We start from the raw sequence: 536 nt of genomic DNA, 5'->3' as shown, positions 1-536 counted from the left end.
GCAAATCGAGAGTACGAAACCCTGCTCGTATGCGTGCTTGAAGCTCTTCTACCGACGTTTTTTTATCTACGAAATCATCCGCGCCAGCGTCAATGCCTTTGACAATCGAGCCCTGATCATTGCGTGAAGAAAGTAGGACAAAAAAGATATACCGCTCAAACGCCGCAGATTTGAGTACACGACACAAATCAATACCACTGAGCCCAGGCATCATCAGGTCACTGAGAACAAACTGAATATCTTTTCGGTGCGTCAGGACTTCAAGTGCAGACTCACCGTCCTCCACAGCGATGACTTCGTACCCTTGCTTTTGCAATGCGGAGGTCATGTAAAGCAATACCGTTTTGCTATCGTCGACCAATAAGATTGGTTTCATCTCTCTCCTCAACGCTGGTAGCGACTAATGAAGTACTCTGTTTATTGACTGCTCATCTCTAAAACGACTGTAGTCTTCGGCTAAAAGTTGATGTTGATAACGGGTGTAAGACAATACTTCGTTTGAAATGACGTTCTGATTTTCTATTTCGATAACCTGC

1 protein-coding gene is annotated in these 536 nt (G+C 44.6%); it reads right to left on the bottom strand.

Annotated features, from left to right (window positions below; all coding sequences use genetic code 11):
* Window positions 1–376, bottom strand: a 376-nt coding sequence (locus R7O13_RS30385; protein WP_318305660.1) for a response regulator transcription factor, incomplete at its 3' end; no start/stop codon positions are given.
* Between the last annotated feature and the right edge of the window lie 160 nt (window positions 377–536).

It is taken from the genome of Vibrio sp. Y176 (genome assembly GCF_033438945.1).
Note: the sequence above shows the minus strand (reverse complement) of the source record. Positions and strands in the feature narration are given on the sequence as shown.